Origin of the sequence: Castellaniella sp. (assembly GCF_034675845.1) — a bacterium.
Taxonomy (GTDB): Bacteria; Pseudomonadota; Gammaproteobacteria; order Burkholderiales; family Burkholderiaceae_B; genus Castellaniella.
Genome location: NZ_JAUCCU010000001.1, coordinates 120735 through 144381, shown reverse-complemented (window position 1 = coordinate 144381; position 23647 = coordinate 120735). Strand labels below are relative to the sequence as shown.

At 61.7% G+C, this 23647-nt stretch carries 25 protein-coding genes; 21 read left to right on the top strand and 4 right to left on the bottom strand.

The window, feature by feature from the left end; genetic code table 11:
• Window positions 1–45: 45 nt before the first annotated feature.
• The 20 genes from VDP81_RS00715 (at window position 46) to VDP81_RS00620 (ending at window position 19017) form a co-directional block, all read left to right on the top strand.
• Window positions 46–600, top strand: coding sequence for a DUF2889 domain-containing protein (locus VDP81_RS00715; protein ID WP_322994887.1), 555 nt, complete (start codon window positions 46–48; stop codon window positions 598–600).
• 104 nt (window positions 601–704) lie between these two features.
• The gene (gene sucC / locus VDP81_RS00710) at window positions 705–1865 is read left to right on the top strand and encodes an ADP-forming succinate--CoA ligase subunit beta (protein WP_322994888.1); all 1161 of its coding nucleotides are present in this window, start codon (window positions 705–707) and stop codon (window positions 1863–1865) included.
• A gap of 19 nt (window positions 1866–1884) precedes the next feature.
• On the top strand, window positions 1885–2766 hold the full coding sequence (gene sucD, locus VDP81_RS00705; RefSeq protein ID WP_322994889.1) for a succinate--CoA ligase subunit alpha: 882 nt from the start codon (window positions 1885–1887) through the stop codon (window positions 2764–2766).
• Window positions 2767–2888: 122 nt separating this feature from the next.
• The gene (locus VDP81_RS00700) at window positions 2889–3608 is read left to right on the top strand and encodes a TerC family protein (RefSeq protein WP_322994890.1); all 720 of its coding nucleotides are present in this window, start codon (window positions 2889–2891) and stop codon (window positions 3606–3608) included.
• A gap of 91 nt (window positions 3609–3699) precedes the next feature.
• Window positions 3700–4635 (top strand): hydroxymethylbilane synthase, encoded by a 936-nt coding sequence (gene hemC, locus VDP81_RS00695; protein ID WP_322994891.1) that lies wholly within the window; start codon window positions 3700–3702, stop codon window positions 4633–4635.
• A 2-nt stretch (window positions 4636–4637) separates the two neighbouring features.
• Window positions 4638–5435: a uroporphyrinogen-III synthase gene (locus tag VDP81_RS00690; protein WP_322994892.1), complete on the top strand. Its 798-nt coding sequence runs from the start codon at window positions 4638–4640 to the stop codon at window positions 5433–5435.
• Window positions 5432–6670: a uroporphyrinogen-III C-methyltransferase gene (locus VDP81_RS00685; protein ID WP_322994893.1), complete on the top strand. Its 1239-nt coding sequence runs from the start codon at window positions 5432–5434 to the stop codon at window positions 6668–6670. The genes VDP81_RS00690 and VDP81_RS00685 overlap by 4 nt, the downstream gene beginning before the upstream one ends.
• 6 nt (window positions 6671–6676) lie before the next feature.
• A complete protein-coding gene (locus VDP81_RS00680) occupies window positions 6677–8158 on the top strand; it encodes a heme biosynthesis HemY N-terminal domain-containing protein (protein ID WP_323011263.1) in 1482 nt (493 codons plus the stop codon).
• Window positions 8159–8189: 31 nt separating this feature from the next.
• Window positions 8190–8726, top strand: coding sequence for an inorganic diphosphatase (ppa, locus tag VDP81_RS00675; RefSeq protein ID WP_322994895.1), 537 nt, complete (start codon window positions 8190–8192; stop codon window positions 8724–8726).
• Window positions 8727–8731: 5 nt separating this feature from the next.
• The gene (locus VDP81_RS00670) at window positions 8732–9430 is read left to right on the top strand and encodes a fumarylacetoacetate hydrolase family protein (protein WP_322994896.1); all 699 of its coding nucleotides are present in this window, start codon (window positions 8732–8734) and stop codon (window positions 9428–9430) included.
• 287 nt (window positions 9431–9717) lie between these two features.
• Window positions 9718–9948 (top strand): hypothetical protein, encoded by a 231-nt coding sequence (locus tag VDP81_RS00665; protein WP_322995369.1) that lies wholly within the window; start codon window positions 9718–9720, stop codon window positions 9946–9948.
• 2 nt (window positions 9949–9950) lie between these two features.
• Window positions 9951–11252 carry a hypothetical protein gene (locus VDP81_RS00660; protein ID WP_323011262.1) on the top strand — a complete coding sequence of 434 codons (1302 nt, stop codon included), beginning with the start codon at window positions 9951–9953 and terminating at the stop codon, window positions 11250–11252.
• A 1-nt stretch (window position 11253) separates the two neighbouring features.
• On the top strand, window positions 11254–11976 hold the full coding sequence (locus tag VDP81_RS00655; protein WP_323011261.1) for a hypothetical protein: 723 nt from the start codon (window positions 11254–11256) through the stop codon (window positions 11974–11976).
• A complete protein-coding gene (locus tag VDP81_RS00650; RefSeq protein ID WP_322994899.1) occupies window positions 11973–12647 on the top strand; it encodes a hypothetical protein in 675 nt (224 codons plus the stop codon). The genes VDP81_RS00655 and VDP81_RS00650 overlap by 4 nt, the downstream gene beginning before the upstream one ends.
• Entirely contained in the window at window positions 12644–13687 is a 1044-nt protein-coding gene (cpaB, locus tag VDP81_RS00645; RefSeq protein WP_323011260.1) for a Flp pilus assembly protein CpaB, read from the top strand. Before VDP81_RS00650 ends, cpaB begins: the two co-directional genes overlap by 4 nt.
• Window positions 13680–15173 carry a type II and III secretion system protein family protein gene (locus VDP81_RS00640; protein WP_322994901.1) on the top strand — a complete coding sequence of 498 codons (1494 nt, stop codon included), beginning with the start codon at window positions 13680–13682 and terminating at the stop codon, window positions 15171–15173. The genes cpaB and VDP81_RS00640 overlap by 8 nt, the downstream gene beginning before the upstream one ends.
• Window positions 15160–16902 (top strand): ATPase, T2SS/T4P/T4SS family, encoded by a 1743-nt coding sequence (locus tag VDP81_RS00635; protein ID WP_322994902.1) that lies wholly within the window; start codon window positions 15160–15162, stop codon window positions 16900–16902. The genes VDP81_RS00640 and VDP81_RS00635 overlap by 14 nt, the downstream gene beginning before the upstream one ends.
• The gene (locus tag VDP81_RS00630; RefSeq protein WP_322994903.1) at window positions 16892–17740 is read left to right on the top strand and encodes a type II secretion system F family protein; all 849 of its coding nucleotides are present in this window, start codon (window positions 16892–16894) and stop codon (window positions 17738–17740) included. Before VDP81_RS00635 ends, VDP81_RS00630 begins: the two co-directional genes overlap by 11 nt.
• Before the next feature lie 15 nt (window positions 17741–17755).
• A complete protein-coding gene (locus VDP81_RS00625) occupies window positions 17756–18616 on the top strand; it encodes a type II secretion system F family protein (RefSeq protein ID WP_322994904.1) in 861 nt (286 codons plus the stop codon).
• 2 nt (window positions 18617–18618) lie between these two features.
• Complete coding sequence (locus tag VDP81_RS00620; protein ID WP_322994905.1) at window positions 18619–19017, top strand: DUF192 domain-containing protein; 399 nt, start codon at window positions 18619–18621, stop codon at window positions 19015–19017.
• Here the strand turns inward: VDP81_RS00620 and VDP81_RS00615 are convergent.
• Both VDP81_RS00615 and VDP81_RS00610 read right to left on the bottom strand, forming a co-directional pair.
• Window positions 18981–19763, bottom strand: coding sequence for a BPSS1780 family membrane protein (locus tag VDP81_RS00615; RefSeq protein WP_322994906.1), 783 nt, complete (start codon window positions 19761–19763; stop codon window positions 18981–18983). The genes VDP81_RS00620 and VDP81_RS00615 overlap by 37 nt on opposite strands.
• Entirely contained in the window at window positions 19760–20740 is a 981-nt protein-coding gene (locus VDP81_RS00610) for a homoserine kinase (RefSeq protein WP_322994907.1), read from the bottom strand. Before VDP81_RS00610 ends, VDP81_RS00615 begins: the two co-directional genes overlap by 4 nt.
• Window positions 20741–20836: 96 nt before the next feature.
• On the opposite strand from VDP81_RS00610, the gene dusA reads away from it, so the two are divergent.
• Window positions 20837–21832, top strand: coding sequence for a tRNA dihydrouridine(20/20a) synthase DusA (gene dusA, locus VDP81_RS00605; RefSeq protein ID WP_323011259.1), 996 nt, complete (start codon window positions 20837–20839; stop codon window positions 21830–21832).
• An 11-nt stretch (window positions 21833–21843) separates the two neighbouring features.
• Here dusA and VDP81_RS00600 read toward each other — a convergent pair whose 3' ends face one another.
• Both VDP81_RS00600 and VDP81_RS00595 read right to left on the bottom strand, forming a co-directional pair.
• The gene (locus VDP81_RS00600) at window positions 21844–22305 is read right to left on the bottom strand and encodes a CBS domain-containing protein (protein WP_323011258.1); all 462 of its coding nucleotides are present in this window, start codon (window positions 22303–22305) and stop codon (window positions 21844–21846) included.
• A gap of 71 nt (window positions 22306–22376) precedes the next feature.
• A complete protein-coding gene (locus VDP81_RS00595; RefSeq protein WP_323011257.1) occupies window positions 22377–23630 on the bottom strand; it encodes a YihY family inner membrane protein in 1254 nt (417 codons plus the stop codon).
• Window positions 23631–23647 lie beyond the last annotated feature (17 nt).

Below are 23647 nucleotides of genomic sequence, written 5' to 3'. Positions count from 1 at the left end.
ACGGTATAATCGAAAGATTAAATAATTTTCAGGCTTTCTAAGCTCATGCCCTTGTCCGAGCCGGCGTGTCCTCGTCAACCCATGCATACGCGGTCGATCCGCGTCCAGGCCTATTCCCGCGAAGATGGCCTCTGGGATCTGGATGCTGAACTCATAGACACCAAGGCCTACGACTTCCCCTTGCGCAGTGGCGAGGTCCATCCGGCTGGTGCGCCCATCCACCACATGCACCTGCGGGTCACGATCGATACACAGCTGACGATCACTGACGCCCAGGTGGCTTACGATGCTGCGCCCTATGGCGATTTTTGCAGCGCGATTGCGCCCGACTATCGCCGCTTGATCGGCTTGAATCTGCTCAAACAATTTCGCCATCAGGTGCGCGAACGCTTTGGCCGCGCAGCCGGCTGCACGCACGTCACCGAACTCACCAGCGTCCTGCCCACTGTTGCCATCCAGTCCATGGTGGGGCAACAGCGTCGCTTGCCGGCAGATCAGCGCCCGTTCCAGCTGGATGGCTGTCACGCCTTGCGCGTCGATGGTCCCGTGGTACGAGAACACTATCCATCCTGGTATGTCCCCCCCGGAGACACATCATGAAAACCAGGGGCTTGCTGCGCCCTGGCGTCCGGGCCTTACCCAGGGTCGGTGGTCCGAAACGGGCCACCGTTGGTTTTCTTTTTTTATTCACTGACAGGTAACTCATGAAAATTCACGAATATCAAGGCAAGGAATTGCTGAAGAAGTTTGGCGTGACTGTCCCACGCGGCATTCCCGCGTTTTCAGTCGAGGACGCAGTCGCGGCTGCCGAACAACTGGGGGGACCTGTCTGGGTCGTCAAGGCGCAGATCCACGCGGGTGGACGCGGCAAGGGCGGTGGCGTGAAGGTTGCCAAGACGCTGGACGAAGTCAAGACCCTGGCCGGTCAGATTCTGGGCATGCAGCTGGTGACGCACCAGACTGGCCCTGAAGGCCAGAAAGTGCGCCGCCTGTACATCGAAGACGGCGCCGATATTCAGCAGGAATACTACCTGTCCGCCGTGACCGACCGCGCCACACAAAAAGTGGCCTTCATCGCTTCCAGCGAAGGCGGCATGGACATCGAGGAAGTCGCCCATTCCTCGCCGGAAAAAATCATCACCATCATGGTTGATCCCCTGCAGGGTTTCACCCAGGCGGATGGTGAAAAACTGGCCAGTGGTGTTGGCATGCCGGCCGACTCCGTGGCTCAGTTCATTGACGTGTGCCAGAAGCTCTATACCTGCTACATGGAAACCGATGCTTCGCTGGTCGAGATCAACCCCCTGAACCGCGACAGCAAAGGCAAGATCACGGCCTTGGATGCGAAGTTCAACTTCGACCCCAATGCCTTGTTCCGCCATCCGGAAATTGCTGAATACCGCGATCTGGACGAAGAAGACCCCGCCGAAATCGAAGCCAGCAAGTTCGATCTGGCCTATATTCAGCTCGACGGCAATATCGGCTGCCTGGTCAATGGCGCCGGCCTGGCCATGGCCACCATGGACACCATCAAGCTGTTTGGTGGCGAGCCCGCCAACTTCCTCGACGTAGGCGGTGGCGCCACGGCTGAAAAAGTCACCGAAGCCTTCAAGATCATGCTCAAAAATGATGGCGTCAAGGCTATTTTGGTGAATATTTTCGGTGGCATCATGCGCTGCGATGTGATTGCCGAAGGCGTGATTGCTGCTTGCAAGGCGGTGAACCTCAGTGTGCCGCTGGTCGTGCGCATGCGCGGCACCAACGAGAAAAAAGGCAAGGAAATGCTGGCGGCCTCGGGCCTGCCCATTATCAGCGCTGACACCATGGCCGAAGCCGCGACCGCTGCTGTCGCTGCTGCAAAATAAGCATCACAGGGAAGAAAATATGTCGATTCTGATCAACAAGGACACCAAGGTCATCACCCAGGGGATTACCGGCAAGACCGGTCAGTTCCATACCCGTATGTGCCGTGAATACGCCAACGGCCAAGCCGCCTTTGTGGCTGGGGTGCATCCTAAAAAAGCCGGCCAGGACTTCGAAGGCATTCCTATCTATGCTTCGGTCAAGGACGCTGCGCAGGCCACGGGCGCCACGGTCTCTGTGATTTATGTGCCGCCAGCCGGTGCCGCTGCCGCCATCTGGGAAGCCGTCGAAGCGGACCTGGATCTGGCCATTTGCATTACCGAAGGCATTCCTGTGCGCGATATGCTGGAAGTTCGCAACCGGATGCGCGCCGAAAACCGCAAAACCCTGCTGCTGGGCCCCAATTGCCCGGGCCTGATCACGCCCGATGAAATCAAGATCGGCATCATGCCGGGCCATATTCATCGCAAGGGCCGTATCGGCATCGTCAGCCGCTCGGGTACCCTGACCTACGAAGCCGTGGGGCAGGTCACCGAACTCGGTCTGGGTCAGTCCAGTGCCGTGGGGATTGGTGGCGATCCCATCAATGGCCTCAAGCACATCGACGTGCTGCAGATGTTCAACGACGATCCGGATACGGACGCCGTCATCATGATTGGCGAAATCGGTGGCCCCGACGAAGTCAATGCGGCACAATGGGCCAAGGACAACATGAAGAAACCCGTGGTTGGCTTTATCGCTGGGGTCACTGCGCCGGCGGGCAAGCGCATGGGTCACGCGGGTGCCCTGATTTCCGGTGGGGCCGACACGGCCGACGCCAAGCTCGAAATCATGGAAGCCTGCGGGATTCGCACCACGCGCAATCCGTCCGAAATGGGCAAGCTGTTAAAGACCGTGCTGTAAGTACAGCAGGTTTGGCAAGAGGCCAATAGGCCATCCGTCAGGGTGCACCTTCTGATCGTCTGTTGGTCTCTTTGCAAAAGCCCGCCTAGCGGGCTTTTGTTTTTAGAATCAGGACATTCGTGATGCTATTGGATAGTCTGGCACAGCTGCATTGGGCTGCGGTCTTGCAGATCGTCGTCATCGATCTATTGCTGGGTGGCGACAACGCGGTGGTGATTGCGCTGGCTTGCCGGCGGCTGGACCCTCGGCGCCGAATGCAGGGGATTTTATGGGGCACGCTGGGTGCGATTGCACTGCGGGTGTTGCTGATTGCCTTTGCTCTCGCCCTGCTGACTATTCCCTATCTGAAAATCGTGGGCGCCTTGCTGCTGGTGTGGATCGGAGTGCATCTGATGCTGCCGGAGACTGACAGCCACAATAACATCCGGGAATCTTCCTCGATCTGGTCTGCTGTGCGGACCATCATCATCGCGGATTTTGTCATGAGCCTGGATAATGTGGTGGCGATTGCCGCCGCCGCACAGAACACCATCGCCGATCATCGCATGCTTTACGTCATATTCGGCTTGCTGCTGAGCGTACCCATCATCGTCTGGGGCAGCACACTGGTTTTGCGTCTGATAGACCGGTTTCCCGTGGTGGTGACGTTGGGCGCAGGCCTGCTGGGCTGGATCGCAGGGGGCATGCTGGTCACAGACGTGGTACTGGCCCCCTGGCTGGATCGCCTGCAACTGCCGGTTTCCCTGCTGGCTAAAATCATTGGTGCCGCCCTGGTCGTTGGGGCAGGCTACTATCTGGCTCATCGTCGGGCCAAAATCACCCAAGAAAAACTTGTCTCATGAAATTCAAACGTCCTTCCTTGCTGCAGACCTTGATCGCGCTGGCGGTCTTGGGCATGCTGGCGCGTTTGGTGCTATCCAGGATCACACTCTGATGTCAGTCTCTCCCCCTCTCCGTTTAGTCATTGCCACTCGTGCCAGCCGACTGGCGCTGTGGCAGGCGCATCATGTGCAGGCCCGCTTGCAGTCTTTGTATCCCGACTGTCAGGTCGAACTGCTGGAGATGACCACGCGCGGCGATCAGATTCTGGATCGCACCTTGTCCAAGGTCGGTGGCAAAGGCCTGTTCGTCAAAGAGTTGGAAACCGCATTGCTCGATGGCCGTGCCGATCTGGCGGTCCATTCTCTTAAGGATGTGCCGGTAGACTTGGGCCAGCCCTTTGAACTCGCCGCCATTCTGGATCGTGCGGATCCTTATGATGCCCTGGTCTCCAATACCGTCGCCAGCCTGGACGAACTACCCGCCGGAGCGGTCTTGGGCACCTCCAGCTTGCGCCGCGAGGCCCAGCTCAGGGCGCGCTACCCCGAGTTGCAGGTCCGGCCCTTGCGGGGCAACCTGGACACCCGGCTGGCCAAGCTGGATCGCGGCGAATACGCAGCCATCGTGCTGGCGGCGGCAGGCCTGCAGCGCCTGGATCTGGCCCAGCGTATTCGTGCCGTCTTACCTGTCGATCTCAGTCTGCCGGCGGCGGGGCAGGGGGCCTTGGGCATCGAAACCCTGGCCTCGCGAACAGAATTGCGCACCTGGCTGGCGCCGCTGGCCAACCTCCAAGACAGCGCCTGCACGCTGGCCGAACGCGCGGTTTCCCGGACTTTGGGTGGCTCGTGCCAGGTGCCGCTGGCGGCTTATGCCATTTTGCAGGACGATCAACTGTTTCTGCGCGCTTTGGTGGCCGAGCCCGATGGCAGCCGCGTGTTGCGCGCAGAGATCCACGGGGCAATCGACCAGGCAGAGTCTCTGGGGGTACTGGTCGCGCGTGATTTGATTGCCCAGGGGGCCGATCAGATCCTGGCGCGGCTCTCAATCTGATCATGGCGCTTGCGGACGCGCTTGCTCAGGTGGTGCTGACTCGCCCGGCGGGACGCAACGAGTCCTTGGCGCTTGCCTTGCGTCAGGCCGGTTTGTCGGTGCTGGTGGCGCCTGCCCTGAAGATCGATTGGCTGGACACACCACGCCCTGTTCCGCGTGCGGGGGATCTGCATATCTTTGTCAGCGGTCAGGCAGTCGCGGCCTTTTTCTCGGGATTGACCTTTCCCTGGCCAACAGGGGCTTGGGCTTGTGCAGTTGGCCAGGCCACTGCCCAGGCCTTGCAGGACTACGTGCCGGCTGACTGTATCCTGGCCCCCGCCGCCGATGCTGCGCCTGACTCCGAGTCTCTATTGGCCATCATCATGGCGCTGGACCTGCAACCCGCCCAGGCCCACATCCTGCGGGCGGGGGAAGGGCGTGACTGGCTGGCAGCCCAGTTGCGCCAGTTGGGCTGGCAGGTGCATTGCCATGCCTTGTATGCCCGGCACCCATGCGTCTGGGACGAGGCCACTTGCCGACAGCTATGCGCGGATGATGGGTTGCGGATATTGCTGTTGACCAGTCTGGACGCATTGGCCGCCATCGATGCCAGCTTGCGACAGCACCGGCTGCGCTGGCCGTCGTGCCTGCAGGCCGTCACGCTACACGCACGTATCGCCCGGCGTTTACAATACCTGTACGCTGACCAGCCGGATCATGCCTTGCGCATTGCGCTTAGCCCCCCCCAGGAGACCGCATTGTTTCAGGCTATAGTGGCAGCATCCCGACAGCCTTCCCGAAGGATCAGAACGCCGTCATGAGTGAAATCAATCATAGCCAACCATCCAATTCATCTGAATCCGGCACGCTGCCCGCCCCCCGGCGCAGCGCCGCCCGGATGCTGTGGTTGGTGCCCTTATTGCTGGCGTTGGTGCTGGCCGCTGCTCTATTTGAGCAAAACCGCCAATACCAGGTACTGCAGACAGACTTCCAGCGCCAAAGCAGTGAAAACATCCAGCAAATCCAAAGCGCCCGCCAGCAGGCCAGCCAGGCGCTTGCCCAAGTGCGTGAACAGTCTGCTGAAATCCTCAGCTTGCGCAACGCGCTGGATGCCACCAGCGGCCAACTGAATGACCTGGATCAGGCGCTGCAGTTGATGACCGATAGCGGCACGGATCTTTTATTGCTTAACGACATCGATCACCTGGTCACCATTGCGCAACAGCAGTTGGCGTTGGGTGGCAATGTCGCCAATGCCATTATTTCCCTAGAGGCCGCCCAGGCCCAGTTGGCGCGTGCCAACCGGCCCAGCCTGGCTGCCTTGCAGCAGTCCATCAATGGCGATCTGGATCGCCTGCGTGCGGTCGCCACGATCAATCTGCCTGCACTGTCTGCCCAGATCGACCAGTTGTCAGATCTGCTGGGCGTTGCCCCGCTGTTGATTGCCGACAGGCCTTCCCAGGCGAATGCAGGCTCGACATCAGTGGCGCTTGCCTCTGGCCCGTCGCCTCAGCCCGCCGAGGCCGCCGCCCAGTCGGCAGATCAGCCCGAATGGCAGCGCCTGGCTCAGGATAGTTGGCAGTGGGTTCAGAACGGGGCAGTGCAACTGGCCCTGGACCTGCGCAGTCTGCTTGAGGTTCGCCGTGTGGATGATGCCGCAGCCTTGCTCATGTCGCCTGATCAGGCGCAGCAGTTTCGCGAGGGTCTGAAGCAGCGCGCCATCACGGCACAGTTGGCCTTGATGATGCACCAGTCGCGCATCTGGAAGGCCGAGCTTGCCCGGATTTCCCAGGCCATCGCCCAGCGTTACGATATGCAGGAAGAAACTTCGCGCCAGGCTTTGAATCTGGCCCGCGCTCTGCACGACACCCCGATCGAAACCACCTTGCCCTCTGTCGACAACAGCCTGGCCGCCATTGCTGCCGCCCGCGAGGCCGAGGCAAATACCCCAGAGACTGCCGCAACCGTATCCGGGTCGGTCGATTCCGCTGCGCCTGGCTCCAAGTCCTCTGCATCCGATGCGCCTCAGACGCCGTCAGGCACTGATGCAGACTAAGGAGACATGATGCGATCCTGGATTTGGAATCTCTTGCTGCTGGTGGCTGCGGTGGCCCTGGCATTGTTGGTACACAACTATGGCGGCAATGTCATCATCGTCACGCCGCCCTGGCGTATCGAACTTTCTCTGCCCCTGATGGTGCTTCTGGTGCTGGGTGCTTTTCTGGCCCTGCATTGGCTGCTGCAGCTACTGGGGTGGGTGGGCAATGGCCCGGGGCGTCTGCGCACTTGGCGCGGCCATCGTGCGCAGCGTCGCGATATTGATCTCCTCGAACGCGGCTGGATCAATGTGCTCGAAGGCCGTTATGTACAGGCCGAAAAAGACCTGTCCAATCTTTTGTCACGCACGCGTTCTGCCGATCGCAAGGTCCTGGCTGGCCTGAGTGCCGCCCGAGCCCTGCACCTGTTGGGTGAATACGCCCGCCGCGACCACAGCTTGCAGCTGGCCCAGGACGCAGCCGGGCAGGACACGCGCTTGCGCCAGACGGTGGACACTGTCAAGGCCGAGATGCTGCTTGATCAGAATCGCCCTCAGGAAGCCTTGGAATTACTAGAGCCTTTGCAGGATGCCTCGTCGCGGTTTCTCCATGCCACCCGCCTGCTGTTGCGGGCGCACCGGCAGTTGGGGCATGCTGATCAGGTTTATGCCTTGACGCGTCTGCTGTTGCGTCGCAGTGCGATCGACGAGACGCAGGCGCGCAGCTTCATCACCCAGACAGCGGCCCAACGGCTGGATGCCGCCGATATCGCGGCCTGGGACGATATCTGGGGTGATCTGAATGCCGACGAACGCATGGCGCCGCCCGTGGCGTTAGCGGGGGCCAAAGCGCAAATTCGGTTTGGCCAGCCGGTCCAGGCCGCCCGCATATTGCAGGCCGCCCTCAATCGTCAATTGGACGATCGTTTGTTGCGGGCTTATGCCCAGTGCGATGCGGATCAGGCCAGGCAGCGTCTGGGCCATGCCGAACTCTGGCTGAAGTCGAATCCAGATCATCCAGGGCTATTGGCGGCCTTGGGGCAGATCTGTCTGGCAGCCCAGCTATGGGGCCAGGGAGCACACTATCTGGAACGCAGCCTGGCCTTGCGGGCCGATATCCACATTTATGCGCTGTTGGGTAATTTGCAGGATGCCTTGGGACATCCCGACCAGGCATTGCTTTACTGGCGTCGCGCCTGCGAGGCCGCCGATGCCGAGGTGCCCACCATTCACCGTCCCCTGCCAGCCGCCGATACCCGGGGTGATCCACGGTTTATCGCGGATGGTCTGGAAGGCTCTTCCATGGTGTCCGGCGCTGCGCCGATCGCAGCCAGTGGCGCCTATCTGCAGGACTCCGACGAGATCACCCAGCCGCTGGCTGTCCGCTCGTCACCTGTCGCCGATACGTCGTCGGCAGCTCATGCCGCCCCCGAAGACGAGTACTTCGATACCGCCCCCATTCCAGGCGTCGACATGTCGATCACCTCAGACGGCAGCCCCAGAAAATAATTTTTTCAGACTCACTCTCCTAAGGAATCTCATGAGCCTCGATCGTGTCCCCGCTGGCGATAAGCTGCCAGAAGAATTCAATGTGGTCATCGAAATCCCGATGAATGCCGACCCTGTCAAATACGAAGTCGACAAAGAAAGCGGGGCTGTATTTGTTGACCGCTTCATGCTGACCGCCATGCATTATCCCTGCAACTACGGCTATATCCCTCAAACCCTCTCCGAAGACGGTGATCCGGTGGATGTGTTGGTCATTGCTCCATTTCCGATTCAGGTCGGCGCGGTCATCCGCTGCCGCGCCTTGGGTGTGATGAATATGGAAGACGAAGCGGGCAAGGATGCCAAGCTCCTGGCCCGCCCGGTCGACAAGCTCTACCCGCCGTATCGTCACATCCAGTCCACAGACGATCTGCCCGTCGAAGAACTCCAGCGTATTCAGCACTTCTTCGAGCACTATAAAGACCTTGAAAAAGGCAAGTGGGTCAAGGTACAAGGCTGGTCCGACCTGGACGCGGCCAAGCACGAAATCCGTTCGTCCGTTGCGCGCTACGAGGGCCAGGAGGTCTGATCACCATGCAGGAATCCGTCATTCCATGGCCGTCCGCCGCTTCTCTGGCTGTGCAGGGCACGACCGCCCGCTTTCCGGTACGGCGCGTCTACTGCGTGGGGCGCAACTACGCCGAGCATTCCCGCGAAATGGGCGGCACTGGCCGCGAACTGCCTTTTTTCTTCAGCAAGCCTGCCGATGCTATTCTGAATGTGGCGCAGGACGCCCAGGGGGTGCTGCCTTATCCGCCTGCCACCCAGGACTTGCACCACGAGATCGAACTCGTGGTGGCCTTGGCTGCCGGTGGACGCAACCTGACTGAGGCTCAGGCGGCACAGGCTGTGTGGGGCTATGCGATTGGCCTGGACATGACGCGCCGGGATCTCCAGGCGCAGGCCAAGCAGGCTGGCCGCCCATGGGATACGGCCAAAGGCTTTGATCACAGTGCGCCCATAGGCCCTCTGCATCCGGTGTCCGACACTGGCGTGCTGACTGCCGGGACTATTCAGCTGTCGGTCAATGGTCAGACGCGTCAGACCGGCGATCTTTCGGACATGATCTGGTCGGTCCCCGAGGCAGTCGCGTATCTGTCCACACTGTTTGAACTGCACCCAGGCGATCTGCTGTTCACCGGCACCCCCGCAGGGGTCGGGGCGGTCGTGGCGGGCGATCAATTGGTGGGTGAAATCCAGGGGCTGGGGGCTTTGCGCGTGCGCATCGATTGACCCAACACTGGACTCACCTGAAAAAGGCCCGCACCGCAAGGTGTCGGGCCTTTTTCGTCCAACACGGAAAGTGCGAATAGGCGGGGGCAACAAGGAACGGCACACTGGGCTCGTATTCTTCACCTCTGGAGCCGACCATGTCTTTACGCTATTCCTTGTTTCATCTGACGGGCAAACAGATGCCAGCCCCCCGCATCCGCGCCAGCCGCCGCTTCCGATATTGTCAGGCGGGTCTATTAGGATTTTGTCGGCCCAGGGGGCGTACCATCGGCCAGCGTGGCCAGGCCATGGTCGAATATATTATTGTGGTTGCCCTGGTCGCGGTGGCGGCCATCGCCGTCTATCAGTTGCTGGGCCAGGTCATACGCTCCCAGACCGCCGCCATGGCGCGTGAGATCGCCGGCGAAGACGGCACCGAGCAATCCCGCATGGCACAGACCGCCGCTGAATCTGCTGCGGCTCAGACGGCGGCCAAAACCCTGAAGTCCTTTACCGGCAATGCGGCCACAGGGCAGTGAAGATGCTTGCCCATCCAACGCAGCGCGGCCAGGTATTGGTGCTGGGCATGTTGCTGGCCGCTTTGCTGGCCCTAGCCTGGTTGCGCTATTTCGCGGGCGGCCAGGTCGTGGCGGCCAAAGCGCGCATGGTGCATGGCCTGGACGCGGCAGCCTACAGCGGTGCCTTGGTGCAGGCCCGCACGCTGAACTTTCTGTCCTACCTGAATCGGGCCCAATTGGGCCATCAGGTGGCCATGGCGCATTTGATCACCTTGGGCAGCTGGGCACACTATGGCGGCACCCAGGCCACGCGCCTGGCCCAGGGCAATCCGCCGGCCTACTTGGTCGGCATGCTGTTTGGGCCTGCCCACGGTCAGGCCTATCTGTCGGCCGCCGCCGCGACGGGGCTGAACCTTCAGGCCGGGATCCATAGTCCGGTGGGCCAAGCCTATGCTGCCCACGAATCTTTTGTGCATGACTATGCCCGGGGTTTATCGCGCACGCTGATGCGTGACCTGCCTGCAGCGCGCATGGCGGCAATCAGGGCCGTCCTGGAAGCCCATTACCCGGAACGTCCGGCGCATGCCTTGCAGCCGACGCTGACCGAGGACGCCTGGCCCGATCTCCTGCAGGTACGACCAGCCGATACCGCCTTGTTTTCCCTGGTGCGCGATCTGGCTGGGCTGTATCGCTTCCTGGACCCCCGTGACGATACGGTTCAGAACCCCTGGGTGGTGTTTCCGCAGTGCCCTCATTTGCGCCACGAATTAAGGCGCAGAGGGGGCACGAGCATGGACAGCCAGGGGCGCTGGCAATCAGGCGACACGCAGTCCTTCCACGCCTTGCGCTCCAATAAGTGGGTAGGGTGTTACTACCGCGAATATGTCATGGGTTGGGCCTGGCTGCCTTCTCAAGACGGGCAGGTCATGGCGGGGGATCACGTCAGTGATCCGCCAGAGAATTTTTCCGAACAAGATTTCTGGCGCTGGGTGCAGTCGGCGACTTCGTGGGATTTACTGGGGCGTGCGGATAATCCTTTGGCCAATTCTTATGCCTTGGCGCAGCAACAGCGGTGGCCCTCCCGAGGCCTGCCGGATTATCTCGATATAAAACCAGGCAAAGGCCCGCAGGCCGCCACAGGGTTTGTGCTGGAGCTGGACTTGCCTGATGAGGCAGGCATGGCAGTCCGCTCCCGCAGCGCGGCCGAGAGCCTGTTTTCGCGCCCACAGCGCCGTCGCGACGGCCTGGACGAGGCCCCCAATCTTTTTCATCCTTACTGGCATGCGCGTCTGGCTGCGCCTTTGATGTCATTGCCCGGAGACTGATATGGACGATTGCAGACGGATGCAGACTGGCCAGGCGCTGGCTGAAGCCCTGGTCGTGACGGGTGTACTCGCAAGCCTATGGCTGGCCGTAGTCTGGTTGGGCAGGCTGCAGGATATTGACCTGCAGTTGCTGCATGCCAGCCGGCGGGCGGCCTTTGCTTTTGCGCATCAGGGCGTGTCCGCTGAGGCCCTGGCGGCTGATACCGCGCTTGAACTGTCGGCCCCCGGTCAACGCTGGCAGACCAGACGGGGGCAGAGCTTTCTGGCAGAGGCGGCGCAGGTGGGGCTGCAGGCCACCGCAGTCGTGCCATTGCGAGAGCCGGGCGATGTCGTCCCGGATACCGGGGCGCTGCGGGCTGAACTGCAGTTGGGTGACGCCGCCGTCTGGCGTGCGGGTGCCGTTGTGCGGACCAGCGGCCAAGAACAGGCAGCCACGCGTTTGCAGGATTTTGATCGGCAGGCACTGTCCTGGCAGCGTCAGACAGCCATTATGCGCGGCTCTGGCGCGGCTTCTGATGACGTCGCTGTGCAGTCTGTGCTGGCGGGCAGCCCCCATGCCTGGGGCCGTTGGGCCCAGGCATCGATTCGTGAGGGGCAGGTGCTGGACCTGCGCTTGCAGGGAGTCGATGCCGCATGGGGGCGCGCACGCCCGGATTGGGATTGGTTACAGCCTTGGGCCGGGGATGTGCCCGAGCATCACCTTAGCGCCAGGACCACGCCATGAAAAAACAGATTGCTTGCGTTTTGCTGGGCCTGGCGTGTGCCGGGCAGGCCATGCCGACGCCAATCCGCTGGGACCCGGCTGCCGATGCGACATTGGCTGACTGGCGCTGGGGGGGCATACAGCAGTTCCATTTGCCGCAAACCCAGATATTCATGCGCCAGTTCAGCGTATCCCTGTCGCTGGATCGGGCGGCCGCCCAGCTCAGTGCTGCAGCGGGTACGCGCTTGACGCGCCTGCAGTTTTCACCCGGAGCCTTGTTCTTGTCCGGGATGGACCAGAAAGACCATTGGCTGGTGCAGTTGCGTGCCGCTCGTCAGGGCGCGGTCGGCATGGTTTCACGTCTGTCACCCATGCCTGTTTCCATCAATCTTTTCAATCCTGCCCGGCTGGCGCCTCCCGGTGCTCGTCGGATTTTGCATCTCATGGGTGGCGACGACCGTGAGGCTGAATCCTTCAGCAGCTTTGATTGTGTCGGCAGTCTGGTTCAGGTGGCTGCACAGGTGCGGCGATCTCTGTCTGCGGCGGGTTGGCAGCCGCAGCATCCTCAGCCGGGACAGGCGCTGACCTCCGAATGGCGCCACCCAGGAACAGGCGGCTTGACCGTCCAGTTGCTGGCCAAGTCTGCTTCCACCACCTTGACTTTCTGGCATCGCCCTAAGGAAATCCCATGAAAATCACCTTGTTTCGGATTCCTCGCCCACTGATTTTGGGCGCTCTGGCTTTGAGCACTGGTCTATTGGCGGCTGTTTTCTTGGCGCTGCATGTGCGCGAACGCGTGCGCCAAGCCGAGGATCAAGCGCGCTTGCCGATGGTGGAGCGCATCGTGGCGGCCCGGGATCTGCCGATGGGCACGCATCTGCTCTCCGAGCATCTGGCCGTGCGCCGCTTTCCGGCCCAATGGGTGGGACAGGATACTTTGTCGGCGGCGCGCTATGCCGAACTCGAAGGCCGCTTATTGACCACAGACCTGCGCGCAGGAGACGCTTTTGTCCGGGCCCATGTGCGTCAGCCCCAGGCCAGCTTTTCGGCTCAGTTGGCGCCTGGACGCCGGGCCATTACTTTGCCGGTTGATCAGGTCAATTCCTTATCCGGCCTGTTGCAGCCAGGGGATTTGATTGACCTGTATGTGTCCTTTGATTATCAGCGCAAGCGACTGACTGCGCCGTTGTTGCAAGGCGTACTGGTGTTGGCGACGGGCCGTGAAACCCGCCTGGCTGGCGTGGGCGACGAGGGCCAGTCCTATTCGACGGTCACACTGGATGCAGCCCCGGAGGATGTCGTCAAGCTGGTGGCGGCGCGCCAGGCTGGGACTTTGACGGCCATCATGCGTCACCCGGAAGACGCTCAGGCCGATCGCCGGGCATCGCGTGGGGATTTGGCTGCTTTGTTGGGGCTTAGCGCCCCAGCCCCGAAACCTGCCCGCAAGGCTGTGATTCTGTACGGCGAGGCCGGCGCCCGTGGCATGCCTGCCTGGGCCTTGGCCCAAAAACCCGCCATGTCGCCGGGCAATGGGCTTTTTAATCTGCCCATCGAACAGTTTCTCAGTTCCGCCTGGGCTCAGTCCATGGCTGCAGGGCAAGCCTCACTCCCCTGGTTGGCGGCGGATGCGCAGACAGCGATGGCAGGCATGCTGGCATCGCCCTCTGCAGAAAACATGATCACAGCCATGGGAGACGAAGTAATCGACCAAGAGGATGAACACCATGAATAGTGGACCTCAAAGACTATTTTGTCATGGTTTGCGCCTGGTTTTGGTGCTGTTGCTGATCGGCCTGCAAACGCTATCCGCCAAGGCTGAAACCAGCGCCGCGACCTTGATTGCCCTGCAGGTGGGCGAGGTCCGGGTACTGGGGATTCCCGGGGTGGCCCGCGTCGCAGTCGGGGATGGCAAGCTGATCAATGCCGTCAGCACCGACGATCGCGAGGTCATTTTATTTGCCCGCAAGCCCGGCTTTACCACTTTGCATGCCTGGACGGCGGACGGCCAGGTGCTGCGCTATGCGGTAGAGGTCGCCCCCGAGGGCAACCGGCAGCTGCAGGATGAATTGCGTTCGGTCATCGAACGCATACCGGGGGCGAAAATCACGACCTTGGGCGATAAACTGCTGATTGAAGGCGACGAACTCTCCGATGCGGATCGCCAACGCTTAAGCGAACTGGGGCGGCGCTATCCCCAGCTACTGGATTTCACCGGCTCGGTGGGCTGGGACCAGATGGTATTGCTGGATGTTCAGGTTGTCGAAGTGCCCAAAAGCCTGGTGCGAGAGCTGGGTTTGCGCTGGGGGACCCAGCCCGATGGCGGGCTGCAGACAGGATTGGGCTGGGATGGCGGGTCGCGCCGCTTTGCCGATCGACCCGGCGAATCTGTGCTGCCGCTGGCTTTTCCGGCAGCACAGGCAGCAGGATATTTTGGGGTCAATGCCTTGTTGTCCGCCAAGATCAACCTCCTGGCCCAGGAAGGTCGCGCCGTCGTGCTGGCCCAGCCGCAGTTGCTGGCCCGTAGCGGCGCCACCGCCGAATTCCTGGCGGGGGGAGAAGTGCCCTACAGCACAGTCGATCGCAATGGCAATACCCAGACGGCATTCAAGCCCTACGGGGTCTCTTTGCGCATCACCCCTTCGGTCGAGCGCAGCGGGGCGGTGCGCTCACGCATCGAGGTCGAGGTCAGTTCCATTGATACGGCTTTGTCCGTGCCCGGCGGGCCCTCGTTGAAGACCCGGCGCACGGCGACCGAATTCAATGTGCGCTCTGGGCAGACCCTGGTTTTGGCCGGTTTTTTGTCGCGCGACACGGCGGACAATGTAGATCTGGTGCCCGGCCTGGGGGCCTTGCCGGTACTGGGGGCCTTATTCCGTTCTACTCGATTCCAACGCAACGAAACCGAATTGGCCGTGCTGGTGACGCCGCAACTGGTCACTGCAAACCATCCGGACATCCGTACCCGGGTTGGCCGCACGGAGGCCATCTTGACGCAGGCCTTTCCGCGCCCTGCAGAGCTGATGAATCCGATTGGCCCGGCAATACGGCAGCAGCCCATCGCGCGTGGCGGCTGGAACCCGCGGGCGGACGGTCCCGGTTCTCAGTGGAATCAGGCCACGTCCGCCTGGACAGGCGAGTTGCCATCATCCGCAGCGACCGGGGTGGTGCTGCCTGTGCCTCAAACAGCCGAAAAGGGTGTAGATCATGGCCGACATTGAATTGGACCTGCACTACGAGGATGGCCGACGTCAGCGCCAACAGCGTGCTTTGCCCTTGCTGATTGGTCGGGAGACTGATTGCGGCCTGATTCTGAAGGCCTGGCGGGTAGCGCGACATCATGCCCGCTTGTTGCTCCGGGAAGGCGATCTTTGGCTGGAGGACGAAGGATCTTTGTTCGGCACCACGATCAATGGCAAACGGGTGGCTTCCTATGGTCCTTTGCTGCCCACCGACGAGCTGGTGATCGGGCCTTGCCTGATCAGAGCCAGCGTGCTGCAGCCTGGCCCGGCGCAGGGTTTGGCGCCTGCGCTGCAGCGAGATGCCTGCGGGCCTGATTGGGTTGACGCTGATGCTGTGGCGCTGCAGAGCCTGCCACAGGAAGGCGGCTGCGCAGCGCCTGTCTTGGCGGATGGGCCAGAGGCCGCAGGCCTGGTATTGCCCCAGGCCTGGGGCAGCCTGCGTCGCAGCCTGCACGAGCACCTGATCCAGGCCCTGCAACTGCGCCGCCGGGATATCGCCGGCATGAGCGATGAGGCATTGCGGGCCGAGGCCACCCGGATACTGCTGCAGCAGCTCGACATCGAACCCGACTTGCCGCTGAGTTTGGATCGCGATTTGATCGTGCGCGAACTAGTCAACGAGGCGGTGGGTCTGGGTCCGTTGGAGCCGTTGCTGGCGGACCCAGGCATCACGGAAATCATGGTCAATCGCCATGACGAAATTTTCGTCGAACGAGCAGGTTGCCTGGTGCGGGATCAGGCCAGTTTCAGCAGCGAACAGGCTGTCCTGGGGGTGTTGGAGCGCATAGTCGCGCCGCTGGGGCGCCGGATTGACGATAGTGCACCCATGGTGGATGCCAGGTTGCGCGATGGGTCACGCGTCAATGCTGTGATTTCGCCGATTGCCCTGCGGGGGGCCAGCCTGACGATCCGCAAGTTTCCCCAACGGCGGCTGACGATGCCGGATCTGTTGGCGGTCGGGGCGCTGGACGACGCCATGGCGAACTTTCTGGCGCATTGCGTGCGGCATCGCAAGAACTTGCTGGTGTCTGGCGGAACAGGCTCGGGCAAGACCAGCTTGCTGAATATCCTGTCCAATGCCATTCCTGCCGGAGAGCGCATCATCACCATCGAAGATGCTGCCGAATTGCGTCTGAACCACAGCCATCTGGTCAGCCTGGAGGCGCGGCCGGCCAATCTTGAAGGTCGTGGCCAGGTGCAGATCCGGGATCTGGTGCGCAATGCCTTGCGGATGCGCCCGGATCGCATTGTGGTGGGCGAATGCCGGGGGGGCGAGGCCTTTGATATGTTGGCCGCCATGAATACCGGGCACGAGGGCTCCTTGACGACCTTGCATGCCAATAATCCCAGGGATGCGCTGGGGCGGCTGGAAACCATGATCTTGATGGCAGGCATGGACTTGCCGCTGGCAGCCGTGCGCGAGCACATCGCAGCCAGCATTGAAATCATTGTGCAACTGGTGCGTGCGGCGGATGGCCGTCGACTGATCAGTGCCATTGTGCAAGTCACCGGCATAGAGGGCGGGCGCATCCAGTTGCAAGCGCTGTTTGCGGGGCAGGCCGGTCCACCGGCCGTCTTTACGGGCTGCGGTTTGATGCCCGAAGGTTTTGTGGGGGATGCGGCGCTGGATCTGCAGCTGTTCAGCCAGCGCAGCGTGCGTCAGGGGCATGCGGCTTTGGCGGACGGAGAAGGATCCCATGCTGGCTAGTGTGCTGATTACCTTGATTGGCTTGTCGTGGGCCATCGGGGCCTGGTTGCTGCTGGGGCGGGTCTGGCGTTCTTGGCAGGCTTATCAGGATCGTCTGCAGGAAGACACGCGCCAGGCGTTTGACGCCAGTTTTTTATTTCTGGACGTGGCCCAGCTGCGCCCTGCCTGGTGGCTGGCGGGCGGGCTGGCCTTGGTATTGATGGTGTGGCTGGTGGGGCATTGGTGGGTTGCGCTGCCGGTCTTGCTGAGCCTGATGTGGGCGCCGTCGCTGGTGTTGCGGCAGATGCGACGGCGGCGCGCATGGGCCTTTGATGCGCAACTGCCCGAACTCATGCAGGCCTTGGCCGGTGCCTTGCGGGCCGGTTCCAGCATGCAGTCGGCGTTGCAGCACATCGTCTCTCAATCACAGCCCCCCTTGTCGCAGGAATTCTCCCTGATGCTGCGCGAGCAGCGCCTGGGCCTGGGGTTTCAGGATGCCTTGCAACAATTGCGCACGCGCATGCCAACCGAGTCCTGCGATCTGGTGGTGTCGGCACTGGGGGTGGCCGCGCAAACAGGTGGTGGCTTGGCGGAAACCCTGGAGCGCATTGCCTACACGCTGCGGACCAGACAGCATTGGCTGGGCAGGGTCCAGGCGCTGACGGCGCAGGGCCGGATGCAAAGCCAAGTCATGGCGGGCTTGCCGGTATGCCTGATGCTGGTCCTCAGCCAACTGGAGCCCGAGGCCATGGCGCTGATGTGGCAGACCTGGTATGGCTGGTTGGTTCTGCTGCTGATTGTCGCTTTGGAATGCGTGGGTATTTTTTGGATTCGGCGGCTGGTGGCGATTGACGTGTGAACCCATGGGGGTGAGATGAGCTGGTTCTGGACGGGGTTGATTCTGGCTGTGGTGGCGGTGGGGCTGGGCCTGTGGGTATTGGGCGGGCCGTGGGCCAGTATTGCGCGTCCTGCTGGCGTGCGCGCACCGCTTTGGTGGCCTTGGGTGCAAGCACTGGCACCTTGGTGCGCGCCCTGGGTCAGTTGGGGCATGCGGCGTCATTTGCAGCGCTGGGGGCCACGGGCTGGATTGTCCGATGCCTGGCAGGCTGAACACTGGCTGGCAGCGCGTTTGCTGTTGGCGGCGTTGGGTTTGGTGTTTGCGGCATTTGCCGCCCTGTTGGCCGATCTTTCCTGGCGCTTTATTCCGCTCTTGATGGTATCGACTGCTTTGCTTGCGTTTCTTTGGCCCAATGCGCGTCTGCGCCATCGTGCCCTGATTCGCCGCCGACGCATGCTGCGCGAGCTGCCTTTTATGCTGGATCTCATGACGCTGTGCGTCGAGGCAGGGCTTAGCCTGCAGGCGGCCTTGCATCAGGTCGCCCGGCATGCCCCTGATGGTCCTTTGCGCCAAAGCCTGCGCGATGCCTTTGCGCTGGAACGCACAGGGATGGGACGTGCCGACTGGCTGGCCCAGTGGGCCAATTGGACGGATTTACCGGGTGTGCATAGCCTGGTGTTATCCCTGGCTCAGGCCGATCACCTGGGCATGAGCCTGGGTCCGGTGCTGCGCGCACAGGCCGAGCGCCAGCGCAGCGAGCGTTTCTTGCGGGCGGAAACCTTGGCGTTGCAGGCACCCGTGAAAATGCTGTTTCCCATGGTGCTGTGTATTTTTCCCTGCACGTTTCTGGTCATCGGGTTCCCGGTGGCGGTCAAGCTCATGCATGCGGGGCTTTGACGATGCGATGGCCGTGTCGTCTTCAACTGCCGGGAGGCGGGCCTCGGGATAGCCCGCTCTGGTGTGCTCAGCCGCATGTGCTGCGCTTGTACCAGGCGCTGGGTTTCAGGCAGCGCCTGCTGGGCTTGCATGCCTGGCAGTCTTGGGGCGACCAGCCCAGGGGCTTGGTGTTCTCCGGGTGCCAGATGGTGCATGCGGGATGGCTGGCGCAGCCTCTGGATGTGGTGTTCATCAGCCGCCAGGGGGTGTTGTTGCGGGTGGTGCACCAGTTGGCACCCAATCGCCTGGCAGCCTGCCGGGGGGCTGATGCTGTGATCGAACTGCCCCCTGGGTATTGTCGCCAGTCTGGCTGGCAGGTTCGGGTTCAGTCGGCCTGGGCGTCTCTGAAAATGGTGGCGTAAATCGGGTAAAAAGTGCTGTACAGCAGCGCAGTCACGACAATATCCAGCAACAAGGACCCCCAGACCAGTATCGTGGTGGGCAGGCCGGTGCCTGCCAGGGCCGTCAGCAATAAGTGCAGGCCATAAAACACGGCGGCCCAGGTGCAGACGTAGAGCAGGATGGCCCATTTATTGCGCCAGCACGCCACCATGGAATAAAACAAGGCGCGACGCAATGGCAGGCGGTGCCAGCCCATCAAGGCAGGGGCGTGCCAGAATAGGGCCGATAAAATGACGTAAAAGATGCCGAACAGGATCAACGGGCCTGTCATGGCCTGGGCGAATATCGTGTAGTCGGGCTGATCCTGGGTGCCCATGGCCGCCAGCAATTGCGTCATGAATGGCAGCACAGCGGCAAAGGCCGTCAGCACCGAACAGCCGAAATAAACGAACCCCAGGCGCAGCAGGGTGCGGGTGGTCCCTGGGGTCTGGGCGGGGGCCAGCCACATGCCCGGCAGCATTCTTTGTCCCTGACTCAGGTGGCGGCCTGCGCATAGGGTCAGAAAGGTCAATAATGGAGTCAAAATAACCAGGATGGCCTGGCCCAGAATCGGCACAATGGCCCCAAGATTGATCAGAAAGCTGGTGGCGACGCTCCAGAACAACATGGCCGAGGGCTGGCGACGGCACAGGGCATAGCCCTGGATAATCCAGCCCCAGCCGGCGCCTGTCGGCAGGACGGCTGCTTGCAGATTAACGGGGTTCATGCCTTGGCCTGTGGCAATGCGGGTGCAGTCTGTGTGCTGCGCAGCCGCAGGATGCGTTCGAAATGGCGCGGATCATGGGGCTTGAGGGTCTGGGCCGGGCGCGGCAAGTGAAAATCATATAGCCTGGAAATCCAGAAGCGCAAGGCGGCGGCGCGCAGCACGATGGGCCAGGCGGCCTGTTCGGCGGGGGTAAAAGGACGCACATCGTGATAGGCCTGCAGCCAGGCTTGCAGACGCTGGCGCGTAAACGCCCCGGTCTGTCGCTGGATGCACCAATCGTTCACGCTGACGGCCACATCAAATAGCCAGGTATCGCAGCCAGCGAAGTAAAAATCGATGAAGCCGCCCATGCGGGGAGAATCAAAGGTGCCGTCAAACAGGACATTGTCCCGAAACAGGTCGCAGTGGGCCGGGCCGGCAGGCAGCGCGGCCAATCGGCCATCCGCCGCAAAATCGTTTTGTTCTTGCAAGCTGCTGTCCAGCAGTGTGGCTTGGGCCTCGTCGAGAAAAGGCAATAGTTTCGGCGCGGTGGCCTGCCACCAGGGCAGCCCGCGCAAATTCGGCTGCTGCAAGGAGAAATCCTGGGCGGCCAGATGGGCTTGCGCCAGGGTGGCGCCCGCCAGCGCGCAGTGGGCCGGACCGGGCTCGGGCTCGTAGCCGCCCTTCAGGCGGGTAACAATGGCCGTGGGCTTGCCGTTCAGGCTGGTCAGGCGGGTGCCGTCGCGCAGGGTCTGCGGCTGGGGGACAGGCACGCCTTGTGCCGCCAGGTGGTGCATCAATTCGATGTAGAACGGCAGTTGCTGGGCGGTCAGGACCTCGAACAGGGTCAGGACATAGGCCCCGCGTGTGGTGTCCAGGAAATAGTTGGTGTTTTCTATCCCGGCAGTGATGCCGCGCAGGGTGACCAGGTCACCCAGGTCGTAGCGCTGCAGCAGCAACCGGGCGTCGTCTTCGGAGACTGAGGTGAATACGGCCATGATGAGAGCAGCCTGTGGACAGGCGTGCCTTAGGGTTAGGTCAACGCGGCATTTTAGACCAAAGTAAAATCACTGCTGTTTCAGGATGAGTGAATAATGGCTGACTGGCGTTTATGCGTGGCTCCGATGATTGATGTAACGGATCGCCACTGTCGATATTTCCACCGTTTGCTGGCCCCCCAGGCCCGCTTATATACAGAAATGATCACCACTGGCGCCTTGCTGCGTGGGGATGCCGAGCGTCATCTGGATTACGATGCCGCCGAGCATCCGGTGGCCTTGCAGTTGGGGGGCAGCGAACCCGACGCCTTGGCGCAGGCCGCCCGCCTGGGGGCCCGCTGGGGCTACGATGAAATCAACCTGAATTGTGGCTGTCCCTCCGAAAGGGTCCAGCGCGGGGCGTTTGGGGCCTGTTTGATGGCCGAGCCGCAGTTGGTGGCCGATTGCGTGCGGGCCATGCAGGACGCGGTATCCGTGCCGGTCACCGTCAAACACCGTCTGGGGTTGGATTACGATGAATCCTATGATTTTGTGCGGGACTTCGTCGGGGTGTTGTTCGAGGCTGGTTGCCGAGTGTTTATCGTCCATGCGCGCAATGCCGTCCTGAAAGGCCTTTCCCCCAAGGACAACCGTGAGAAACCGCCCTTGCGCTATGCCGAGGTCTTGCGTTTGCGACAGGACTTCCCCGATGCCGTCATCGTCTTGAATGGCGGCTTGGCCAATGGGCCCAACAGCTTGGCCTGGATGCAGGATCTGGATGGCGTGATGCTGGGGCGGGCCGCCTGGCACCATCCCGATATTCTGGCGCAGCTGAATCGCCATTTGACGGCCCAGGCAACGAACTGGAGCCCGGACCTGGCCGCTGAACAGCCTGAGGTGGACCAGGCGGTGCTGGATGGTTTCATGGCGTATGCCGAAGACCAGTACGCCCGCGGCGTGCCGATGCATATCCTGGTGCGTGGCTTATTGGGGTGGCGCATGGGCAAGCCGGGCGCTCGCCAATGGCGCCGCCAGTTGTCTGACCCTGCTGCGCTTAGGGCAGGTGGCCCGGCCCTGCTGCGCCGCGCTTGGGATACCTTGCAGGCAGGCTGACAGGGCGGGTTTTATTTCCGGGCGCTGTCGCCGCTATCGCTGGGCCAGTCGCGGATGTATGCCTTCAGCATGTCGTTTTCGAATTGCTGGGCCTCGACGATGGCGCGGGCCATGTCGTAAAACGAAATCACCCCCATCAGGGTGGGGCCGTCCATCACAGGGATGTAGCGGGCGTGCTTGTCCAACATCAAGCGCTGGACTTCATCGGCGTCGGTGTTGGGGGTGACGCTGACAGGGGCATCGTCCATGATGCTGCGCACGGTGAAATCCCCCGCCTGGCCGTCGTGCTGGTTCAGATGGTTGATGATTTCGCGAAAGGTCAGCATACCGACCAGGAGGCCGTGGTCCATGATGACCAGCGAGCCAATATCCAGCTGGCTCATGGAGGTGATGGCCTCGCGCACGGGCATGTCGGGGGTGCCGGTGTATAGCGTATGGCCTTTTACACGCAGGATTTCGTTGACTTTAAGCATGAGGGTGTCCTTTGGGTCACACAGGCGACAAGTTGCCGGGGGGTCTTGTGCCCCTCTGGCTGATCAAGTGCTTATTGTGCATCATCGGCTGAAATTTCGGTAGCCGATTGACTGAAGATCGCCTGCAGCGTTGGGGGTTGGCCTTGCAGGGTCTGGGCCACGGCCTGGACCATGGCTGTGTCCAGACCTGGTTGCTCGCGCTGGATCAGCAGTTGGTCGCACAGGGGCCCCAGGTTGACCTGGCAAGGATCGCAGGCCAGTACCCAGTGGTCGTTGTCGGCGGTGGGGACGGCATAACCCAGGGATCGCAACACGTCCAGGATGTCGTGCAGGGTATCTGGATGGACGCGCAGGTGGCGCTCGAAAAATGCCATGCTGCGCCCAGGTGGCAAGGTGTCGCGCGCCTGCCAGAGCATCCGGAGTATGCCCAGGGCGTCGATGATCTGGCCTCCGGGGTGGCGTTGCGCAACCCAGCGGTGCAGTCGCAGAGCGGGCAAGAGCGACGCGACCGTGGCTCCGAGCAGGACGACCAGCCACGATAGATAAATCCATAAAAGAAAAATGGGCAGGATGGCAAAAGCGCCATAAATCACGGTATAGGATGGGAATTTAGTCAAATACCAGGTGAATCCGACCTTCATGAGCGTGAGGATGATGGTGGTGCCCAGCCCGCCCGCCAGCGCGTCGCGCCACAGCACCCGGCAGTTCGGCACAAACACGAACAGGGCGGTAAAGCCCAGCACCGACATCAGAAACGGCACCACCCCCAGCAATAGGCCCAGGCCCTCGGGAAGATTGCCGATATAGCCCAGGGATTCACGGACCAGGGTGGTGCTGGCCCATAGGCTGGCGCCTGTCAGAATGGGTCCCAGGGAAATAATCGCCCAGTACACCAGCAGACGCTGGCGCAACAGGCGCCGGTGCGCCACATTCCAGATCTCGTTGAAGGCCTCGTCTATCGTCATGATCAGCAGAATCGATGTGACGACCAAAAACCCGCCCCCCACGGCGGTCAGGCCCGATGCCTGGGCGGCAAATTGGTTGAGGTAGCGCATGATGGTGTCCGACACCGACGGCGGCAACAGGCTTTCGCTGAGAAAGGTCTCCAGCGCCTGATGAAACTGGGCGAACAGCGGAAAAGCCGTAAACAGGGCCAGCACCACGGCCAGCAGCGGGACAATCGCCAGCACGGTGGTGAACGTCAGGCTGGATGCGACCTGGGTGAGTTTGCGGTGGCCGGCGAAATCCAGCGTGAAACGCAGGATTTCCAGAATGTTGGCCCGGGTTTTGGGGGCAGGGGGGACAGAGGTCGAGGGGTGGGTCATGGGTCAGCAGTCAGATT

Excerpts from the sequence above, each read along its gene's own strand:
- VDP81_RS00715 (WP_322994887.1), top strand. The coding sequence starts at position 46 with ATGCCCTTGTCCGAGCCGGCGTGTCCTCGTCAACCCATGCATACGCGG.
- sucC (WP_322994888.1), top strand. The coding sequence starts at position 705 with ATGAAAATTCACGAATATCAAGGCAAGGAATTGCTGAAGAAGTTTGGC.
- sucD (WP_322994889.1), top strand. The coding sequence starts at position 1,885 with ATGTCGATTCTGATCAACAAGGACACCAAGGTCATCACCCAGGGGATT.
- VDP81_RS00700 (WP_322994890.1), top strand. The coding sequence starts at position 2,889 with ATGCTATTGGATAGTCTGGCACAGCTGCATTGGGCTGCGGTCTTGCAG.
- hemC (WP_322994891.1), top strand. The coding sequence starts at position 3,700 with ATGTCAGTCTCTCCCCCTCTCCGTTTAGTCATTGCCACTCGTGCCAGC.
- VDP81_RS00690 (WP_322994892.1), top strand. The coding sequence starts at position 4,638 with ATGGCGCTTGCGGACGCGCTTGCTCAGGTGGTGCTGACTCGCCCGGCG.
- VDP81_RS00685 (WP_322994893.1), top strand. The coding sequence starts at position 5,432 with ATGAGTGAAATCAATCATAGCCAACCATCCAATTCATCTGAATCCGGC.
- VDP81_RS00680 (WP_323011263.1), top strand. The coding sequence starts at position 6,677 with ATGATGCGATCCTGGATTTGGAATCTCTTGCTGCTGGTGGCTGCGGTG.
- ppa (WP_322994895.1), top strand. The coding sequence starts at position 8,190 with ATGAGCCTCGATCGTGTCCCCGCTGGCGATAAGCTGCCAGAAGAATTC.
- VDP81_RS00670 (WP_322994896.1), top strand. The coding sequence starts at position 8,732 with ATGCAGGAATCCGTCATTCCATGGCCGTCCGCCGCTTCTCTGGCTGTG.
- VDP81_RS00665 (WP_322995369.1), top strand. The coding sequence starts at position 9,718 with ATGGTCGAATATATTATTGTGGTTGCCCTGGTCGCGGTGGCGGCCATC.
- VDP81_RS00660 (WP_323011262.1), top strand. The coding sequence starts at position 9,951 with ATGCTTGCCCATCCAACGCAGCGCGGCCAGGTATTGGTGCTGGGCATG.
- VDP81_RS00655 (WP_323011261.1), top strand. The coding sequence starts at position 11,254 with ATGGACGATTGCAGACGGATGCAGACTGGCCAGGCGCTGGCTGAAGCC.
- VDP81_RS00650 (WP_322994899.1), top strand. The coding sequence starts at position 11,973 with ATGAAAAAACAGATTGCTTGCGTTTTGCTGGGCCTGGCGTGTGCCGGG.
- cpaB (WP_323011260.1), top strand. The coding sequence starts at position 12,644 with ATGAAAATCACCTTGTTTCGGATTCCTCGCCCACTGATTTTGGGCGCT.
- VDP81_RS00640 (WP_322994901.1), top strand. The coding sequence starts at position 13,680 with ATGAATAGTGGACCTCAAAGACTATTTTGTCATGGTTTGCGCCTGGTT.
- VDP81_RS00635 (WP_322994902.1), top strand. The coding sequence starts at position 15,160 with ATGGCCGACATTGAATTGGACCTGCACTACGAGGATGGCCGACGTCAG.
- VDP81_RS00630 (WP_322994903.1), top strand. The coding sequence starts at position 16,892 with ATGCTGGCTAGTGTGCTGATTACCTTGATTGGCTTGTCGTGGGCCATC.
- VDP81_RS00625 (WP_322994904.1), top strand. The coding sequence starts at position 17,756 with ATGAGCTGGTTCTGGACGGGGTTGATTCTGGCTGTGGTGGCGGTGGGG.
- VDP81_RS00620 (WP_322994905.1), top strand. The coding sequence starts at position 18,619 with ATGCGATGGCCGTGTCGTCTTCAACTGCCGGGAGGCGGGCCTCGGGAT.
- VDP81_RS00615 (WP_322994906.1), bottom strand. The coding sequence starts at position 19,763 with ATGAACCCCGTTAATCTGCAAGCAGCCGTCCTGCCGACAGGCGCCGGC.
- VDP81_RS00610 (WP_322994907.1), bottom strand. The coding sequence starts at position 20,740 with ATGGCCGTATTCACCTCAGTCTCCGAAGACGACGCCCGGTTGCTGCTG.
- dusA (WP_323011259.1), top strand. The coding sequence starts at position 20,837 with ATGGCTGACTGGCGTTTATGCGTGGCTCCGATGATTGATGTAACGGAT.
- VDP81_RS00600 (WP_323011258.1), bottom strand. The coding sequence starts at position 22,305 with ATGCTTAAAGTCAACGAAATCCTGCGTGTAAAAGGCCATACGCTATAC.
- VDP81_RS00595 (WP_323011257.1), bottom strand. The coding sequence starts at position 23,630 with ATGACCCACCCCTCGACCTCTGTCCCCCCTGCCCCCAAAACCCGGGCC.